Annotated in this window: 2 protein-coding genes; both read right to left on the bottom strand. The window is 28.0% G+C overall.

Going from position 1 to position 1735, the window contains the following annotated elements; translation table 11 throughout:
* Positions 1 to 302 precede the first annotated feature (302 nt).
* Complete coding sequence (locus DV872_RS25990; RefSeq protein ID WP_114632886.1) at positions 303 to 1283, bottom strand: glycosyltransferase family 2 protein; 981 nt, start codon at positions 1281 to 1283, stop codon at positions 303 to 305.
* Positions 1284 to 1625: 342 nt separating this feature from the next.
* Positions 1626 to 1735: IS3 family transposase (locus DV872_RS25985; protein ID WP_147283199.1), on the bottom strand; the 110-nt coding region annotated here is incomplete at its 5' end.

Here is a 1735-nt window from a genome sequence, read left to right as displayed (position 1 = left end):
TTTATATATAGTCCAATAATCTACGGAATTCAACATATGAAATATAATGATCTCCTGTTTTCTGAATTAATATGCTGTTTATATAGATATGAACCATCCAACTGATATTCCAATTGCAGAATGTGGGCTAAAAATATTGGATTTGTAGATACATACTTCAATATTCTCGAAAGCCCATTTTGATCACTAAATTGATTAAATCAAACACTATCTCCCTTTTGATAATTTTAAAAATCGTATAGATATGTCAACAAATAACTTCTTTTATCTTTATGAACTTATTAAGATGATCCTTATAATGATTACGACGATTTAATCAGACTTTTAATTTTCATTATTATTTTTACAAAAGAACTTGTGCGTAATACTCTTAATAGAAACCTAACACCAAGATAAAGGCCAACACCTTTTATCTTTAAAACAGAAATGTAGAAACCTATCTTCTTTAATTTTAGCTTGAATGATTTTAAGTTTCCCCAAGCGATTTTATCAAATAATACTTGTACAACAATATCTGCTAAGTTCTTGTATAGTATTCTTGACAGATTTCTATTCAAAGAAATATCATCACTAATTCTTATATATTGTGCAACTAACTCTATTCTTTGTGAATAATTAAAATATTCTGTCTCATCTTCAATAAACGATTTCCCAGGTTCTCCTTGATAACATGCAATGTCAGATCTTAAGATAGCCTCCTTTTGTCTGTTCAAGATCATTAAAACCATTACTTCTTGTGGATACATAAAATGTTTTTCATTTTTTATATATGAACGAAGTCGCTCAAAGTCAATTTCAGACTTTGAAAATAGCATACTCGACATATAAGGATGCTTTATTGCACATCTTTTATATGCTAAAGAACCTCTACATACTGTATCGTTATATTTACTGTAATAATTCTTATCTCCAATGGAATAAATACTTCCATAAATCAAGCCAAGATTAGATGATTCCAACAAACGTTCTTCGATAATAGAATCTATAAACTTAGGATTTACGAGATCATCATCACTCATTAAAAATACGAAATTACTTTTTGACTCTTCTACTACACGTAGTAAATTTAAAGCAAAACCACAATTTACACTATTTCTAATAATACGCAATCGATTATCAATGATAGAATTTAGAACATTCCATGTATCATCTTCTGAACCATTATCACAGACAAAAACTTCTATTTCATTTGATACAACTTCTAGTGAAGACAAGATGCATTTTAGAACCTTATCTGCTCTATTATATGTAGGAATACAAATTGACAATATTGGTTTACTCATATTTTATTAATTTCCTTCAAATAGTCACCTCCAATTCAAAAATATTATTTGGAACTATGTAAATATTTTGATTTTTTACATAAAATCTTAAAACTCTATCTAATATTATATCTTCATTACAAGTTATCGAAACACATTTCTAGTAATTAGAATTCCAATCTAATATTTTCTCTTCAATATATTTAACAATCACTTTACATAAACTAAAATGATACTGATGACTTAGAAACTAAGATCTTATAGTTTCACAGGTAAATAGGCTTACCTAAACTGAAAGACAGTTACTACAAATAACATTTGTAGAGCTGTAGAATGAAAATCGTTATGGATCGGCAACCCCTTTTAGGACACTATTTTCTCGGACATCAAAGTTTTGTATTCCACTGGTGTTAAATACCCCAGAGACCCATGAATCCTTTTATTATTATACCAATTTACATAATCATATAGTT

The sequence above is a fragment of the Oceanispirochaeta sp. M1 genome (genome assembly GCF_003346715.1).
In the GTDB taxonomy this organism is placed as follows: domain Bacteria; phylum Spirochaetota; class Spirochaetia; order DSM-2461; family DSM-2461; genus Oceanispirochaeta.
The sequence above is the reverse complement of the archived record's forward strand: the minus strand, read 5'-3'. Positions and strand labels throughout refer to the sequence as shown.

Bases quoted from the DNA above. Each gene is read 5' to 3' on its own strand.
- DV872_RS25990 (WP_114632886.1), bottom strand. From the start codon at position 1,283: ATGAGTAAACCAATATTGTCAATTTGTATTCCTACATATAATAGAGCA.